Origin of the sequence: Psychrobacter sp. (assembly GCF_036731945.1) — a bacterium.
Classification (GTDB): domain Bacteria; phylum Pseudomonadota; class Gammaproteobacteria; order Pseudomonadales; family Moraxellaceae; genus Psychrobacter.
On the sequence record NZ_DAINDI010000003.1, the window covers coordinates 1 to 4777 of the forward strand.

Sequence of the window (4777 nt, forward strand, 5' to 3'; positions counted from 1 at the left end):
TTTGGCAGCGTAACGTCGCCGACCAGCCGATATTTAAGCAAATTCCTGTTGAGCCGGTACTAGAAGAAGCGGCTTTATATGAGCAGCCGCGATTATTGCAGCAAGCTTTAGATCGTATCGACCCGAGTATACCCGGTAAAAGCGACTGGTATTTTATGGGCGTGGCAGGATTCTCAGAGCAAAACGTCTTTCGTTCTGAGATTAATAAAGTGCGTGAATTGTTTGACGTGCGCTTTGGCACCAGTGGCCATTCGCTGGCATTGATTAATAATAACTATACGTGGCTAGATGAGCCAATTGCGACAAAAACCAGTATTTTGCGCGGGTTAAAAACCATCGGTCAGCAGATGAATGCCGATGAAGATGTGCTATTTCTTACCCTATCGTCACATGGTGATGAGAATATTATCCAACTGGCAAATCCACCATTAGCGATGGATAATTTGGATGCCACGTGGCTGCGTGAAGCGTTAGATGCGTCCGGTATCCGCTGGCGGGTAATTGTGGTGTCGGCGTGCTATTCAGGCTCATTTATCGATGAATTGGCATCGCCAACAACGGTGATTATTACCGCCTCTGCCGCTGATAAAATGTCATTTGGCTGCACCAATAGTGCTGAGATGACTTACTTTGGACAGGCTTTCTTTGCGGAGAGTTTGCGCGAAAACACCAGTTTTTCTGATGCGTTTAAAGACGCCGCTTACCGCGTACAAGAGCGTGAGCTTTATATGGGTTTTGAGCCATCAGAGCCGCAGATGGTCATTGGTAGCTTAATGGAAACCGCGCTGCCAGCATTTGAGCAAGTTCTGTTTGCTAAAACCCGTCCAGCACTCGCTAGTATGACTAATCAGCCGGATTCTGTTAAGGTAACTCAAGCTCCTGATACGGCAAACGCAATCGATAATCTGCCTGAAAATGACTAAGGTATGCTGATAAATTAGATTTATGTCGCTACTAAGGCGCGCTTTTTGAGTTTTTAAAATGCTACTTTAGTGACTGACTGTCTCTAATTGACTTTCCCTGACTTTACTTAATTACTTGTCTTTAACAGTTTGCTTGCTCATAGTAAGGATGGGCAGTTGTCACTCAGCGCTTATTTTATCTCGGATAAAAAGGATGTCACTTATGAATAATTCTTATAAACACAGTTTGTCTACCAACTCAAAGATTGAGCAAATCAGCGTCAATCGCTGCTTCGATGGCGAGCAGCATTATTATCGTCATGAGTCCACCGCGACCAAAACGCCGATGACCTTTAGTATTTATCTGCCAGATGAAGCGCTGGCTGGGCGCCGTTGTCCGGCTGTTTTATATCTCTCGGGTTTGACCTGTAATGCCGATAACGTCACCCATAAAGCGCATTTTCAACAAAAATGCAGCGAGCTTGGCATGATATTTATTGCGCCTGATACTTCTCCTAGAAGTCATGACGCGCACGATGTCGCAAATGATGAGCGTTATTTTGTCGGGCAGGGCGCAAGCTACTATGTCGATGCCACGCAAGCACCGTGGGCAGAACATTTTAATATGCAAAGCTATATCGTTGATGAATTATACGATTTACTGCGCTCAGAGTTTCCGATTGATAGTATCGGCATCACAGGCCACTCGATGGGCGGTCATGGAGCGTTATTATTGGGCTTTAAGTTCCCAAGTAAGTTTGTCAGTGTCTCCGCCTTATCACCTGTTTGTGCTGCCAGTGAGTCGGCATGGGGGCAGGCCGCTTATACAGAGTACTTCGGCGATGATAAATCGCTATGGGCGCAAGCTGACGCCTCACAGAGGATTGTAGAAGTTGGCCAGCAGTATGCCAGTATATTGGTTGACCAAGGCGCGGCTGATAATTTCTTGGCAGAAGGTCAGCTGCAAACGCCTAAGCTGCAAGCAGCGTGTGACAAGGCCAAGCAGCCATTAACATTACGCTATCAGGCCGGTCATGACCATAGCTATTATTTTATCCAAACAGTGATTAATGACCACATCGAACATCACTGGCGTATGGCGCAAATGGGCTAGGCCTGTCCAATAACATCTGTCTACAAATAATAGCCGTCTAATAGCTGAGCGTATCGTCTGTCATATAACTTGACAGACGGTTACGCTGATTATTCAACCAAGCGCCTTTATTGTTATAAAATAGATTGGTATAAAATAGAGCGTGCTTGTTAATAAGCAAATTAATAAGCAAAATTTTTTAAGGTAAGTTCTATGGTGAATAATCTGATAACGCCATCAAAGGCAGGTTTGGCTAACCGACAGCAGACGGCTCAATTATCACTGGCCACGATGCAAGCGGATATGACTGATATGATGGCAGCTTTAAAAAATAAGCAGCGAGCTAATATGGTTCAAAAATATAACGTCAACTCAGAAACTCGCAAATCAAAGCCAGCTAATACAGCTGCTATTCATGCGCTTGATGCCGTGCAATTATCACGGGTGATAGAAATGGCGTGGGAAGACCGAACACCGTTTGAAGCGATAGAGCACAGCTACGCTCTAAATGAGACCGCAGTCATTAAGCTGATGCGCCAAGAGTTAAAGCCATCGTCTTTCCGCTTATGGCGTCAGCGCGTTACTAGCCGTGCGACCAAGCATCAAGCAAAGCGTCCTTTTGATGTCGGTCGTGCGTATTGTAAAACCCAATATAAGCCGCGCTAACGCTTTTTTTAAAACGCCTTATTTAAAAGAATCGTTTAAATGTAGTATCTAAATACCAATTCCAGTGATTAAAAACTTGTTTATTAAACGTTTATACCAACCTCAATTAGGTAGCTCAACTATGACTAGCCCAGCCAAACCTTATCTTATCGCGCCTTCTATCTTATCGGCTGACTTTGCCAGACTTGGTGAAGAGGTTGAAAAGGTATTGGAGGCGGGCGCTGATGTCATCCATTTTGATGTGATGGACAATCACTATGTGCCTAACCTAACCTTTGGTAGCATGATATGTCAGGCGCTGCGTGACTATGGTATCGAGGCGCCGATTGATGTCCATCTTATGGTATCGCCAGTCGATAGCATGATCGAGCAGTTTTTAGAGGCGGGTGCGAGTATTATCACCTTCCACCCAGAAGCCAGCGCCCATATTGACCGCTCTTTGCAGCTGATTAAAGATGGTGGCGCTGAATGCGGTTTGGTATTAAACCCCGCAACGCCACTGCATTATTTAGATTATGTGATGGACAAGGTTGACCAAATCTTACTGATGAGCGTTAACCCTGGATATGGTGGTCAATCGTTTATTGAGGGTACCTTAGATAAAGTTCGCCAAGTTCGTCAACGTATTATTACCAGTGGTCGCGATATTAGACTAGAAGTAGATGGCGGCATCAAAGCCAGCAATATTCGCGCGATTGCCGAAGCAGGCGCTGATATGTTCGTCGCCGGTTCCGCTATTTTTAATCAAGAAGATTATAAATCTGCCATCGACGCTATGCGCGCCGAATTAGCCTTGGCAAATGGTTATTAATCCCCATTTATGACTATTAGTATGAGTGTTAAGGTTATAACGATGGACTCGATAAGCCATATAAAGGTGAAATATGAACACGCAAAAGCCCATTAACTCGTCAGTATCGCCTGAGCCCGTGAAAGAAAAACAAGCCCCAAGCTTAGTACCTAAGGGTATTACTATAGGCATGGCAGCTTTTGCCTTGGTGCTCAGCCTCGCTGGTTATGGTTTTCGCCTGCTGATTGGCGATGATGTGGCAGAAGTGCTCCGACACGCGGCGGTGATAGTGCCAGCCTTTATGATTGGTATTCCGCTATTTTTCTGGCTTGGTTCGCGCATTTTAAATAAGCTCAAAGGTTTGCATATCGCAAGCTGGAACGCTATTAGCTTGGGCTATTTAACCTCTTGTATAGCCATGCTTTGGTTAATGGGCACTTATAGTTAATAATTGGCTGATGTTAGCGCTTTAACATGGTTATCTTTTAAAACTTTGTCTTTATGGCATTCATCGATTTCTACTTTTTAATAAGTCGCGCTTTATGATGCGACTGGACACTTGCTAGTATGGCTACTTCCTCTAAGAAAATCACCGATATCATTTTCCCAAAAGACCTTCCAAACAGTTTGTTTATTTTGCTGATTATCGCCTGTTTGCTCTTAGGCTTATCTTACCTGCGCCATGGTACCGGACTGCAAGGCTGGCTACATGTCTTTGAAAATTGGCTACTTATGTTGCTCATTATCCCGACCGCCACCGCTACCGTAGCTTTACCGTTTAAATATCGCGACCCGTCGCTTGAGCTCAAGCAAATGTATTATCTGGGCATGTTTGTCGCTTTCTTATTTACCTTAGCGAAATTACGCTATTGGCGTTAATAGCGATTTAGCTCGTTCATAAGGTTGATAAGTAGTATTAAATAGCATTTAGGTAAAACACTTACGCGTCAGGCCTTGAATTGTCGGCGCAAAGCGTCCATTGTATAAGTAAGATAGTTTTGCCCGAATATCTGTAAAACTAAGATTTTATAAACGAAGTCAGTGCCTTTTTACAGACATAAAGCGGAATAATAAGGAAAAAATAGATGCCATACGATATTGATAATGAAATAGAAGTAGATAACGATAGTCGCGATCAGTTCGCTGGATTTGCTAAAGAAACCACGCTGGAGTTGGTTGAAGCAGCGGATGGCAAATTGCTGTTACGTGATGCCGAGGAAGAAGAAGCGCCGCTGATGACCATCGATTTTTCTGATAAGTTGAAAGAAATATTAGGCAGCGATACCCAAGCGATTGGTCAGCATATGATTCATGCCGCTATTCAGG

General features: G+C 44.2%; 7 protein-coding genes. All 7 read left to right on the forward strand.

What is annotated here, in order from left to right; all coding sequences use genetic code 11:
- A partial coding sequence (locus V7D75_RS00875; RefSeq protein ID WP_333613022.1) for a C13 family peptidase occupies window positions 1–923 on the forward strand: 923 nt, incomplete at its 5' end.
- Window positions 924–1125: 202 nt separating this feature from the next.
- Window positions 1126–2016, forward strand: coding sequence for an S-formylglutathione hydrolase (gene fghA, locus V7D75_RS00880; RefSeq protein WP_333613023.1), 891 nt, complete (start codon window positions 1126–1128; stop codon window positions 2014–2016).
- 390 nt (window positions 2017–2406) lie between these two features.
- Window positions 2407–2661 (forward strand): TIGR03643 family protein, encoded by a 255-nt coding sequence (locus tag V7D75_RS00885; RefSeq protein ID WP_333613097.1) that lies wholly within the window; start codon window positions 2407–2409, stop codon window positions 2659–2661.
- A gap of 121 nt (window positions 2662–2782) precedes the next feature.
- Complete coding sequence (gene rpe / locus V7D75_RS00890) at window positions 2783–3472, forward strand: ribulose-phosphate 3-epimerase (RefSeq protein ID WP_191691052.1); 690 nt, start codon at window positions 2783–2785, stop codon at window positions 3470–3472.
- 73 nt (window positions 3473–3545) lie between these two features.
- A complete protein-coding gene (locus tag V7D75_RS00895) occupies window positions 3546–3899 on the forward strand; it encodes a hypothetical protein (protein WP_333613024.1) in 354 nt (117 codons plus the stop codon).
- Window positions 3900–4018: 119 nt separating this feature from the next.
- Window positions 4019–4330: a hypothetical protein gene (locus V7D75_RS00900; protein WP_068403841.1), complete on the forward strand. Its 312-nt coding sequence runs from the start codon at window positions 4019–4021 to the stop codon at window positions 4328–4330.
- Window positions 4331–4536: 206 nt separating this feature from the next.
- Window positions 4537–4777, forward strand: a 241-nt coding sequence (locus tag V7D75_RS00905; RefSeq protein ID WP_333613025.1) for a hypothetical protein, incomplete at its 3' end; no start/stop codon positions are given.

Excerpts from the sequence above, each read along its gene's own strand:
- V7D75_RS00895 (WP_333613024.1), top strand. The coding sequence starts at position 3,546 with ATGAACACGCAAAAGCCCATTAACTCGTCAGTATCGCCTGAGCCCGTG.
- fghA (WP_333613023.1), top strand. The coding sequence starts at position 1,126 with ATGAATAATTCTTATAAACACAGTTTGTCTACCAACTCAAAGATTGAG.
- rpe (WP_191691052.1), top strand. The coding sequence starts at position 2,783 with ATGACTAGCCCAGCCAAACCTTATCTTATCGCGCCTTCTATCTTATCG.
- V7D75_RS00900 (WP_068403841.1), top strand. The coding sequence starts at position 4,019 with ATGGCTACTTCCTCTAAGAAAATCACCGATATCATTTTCCCAAAAGAC.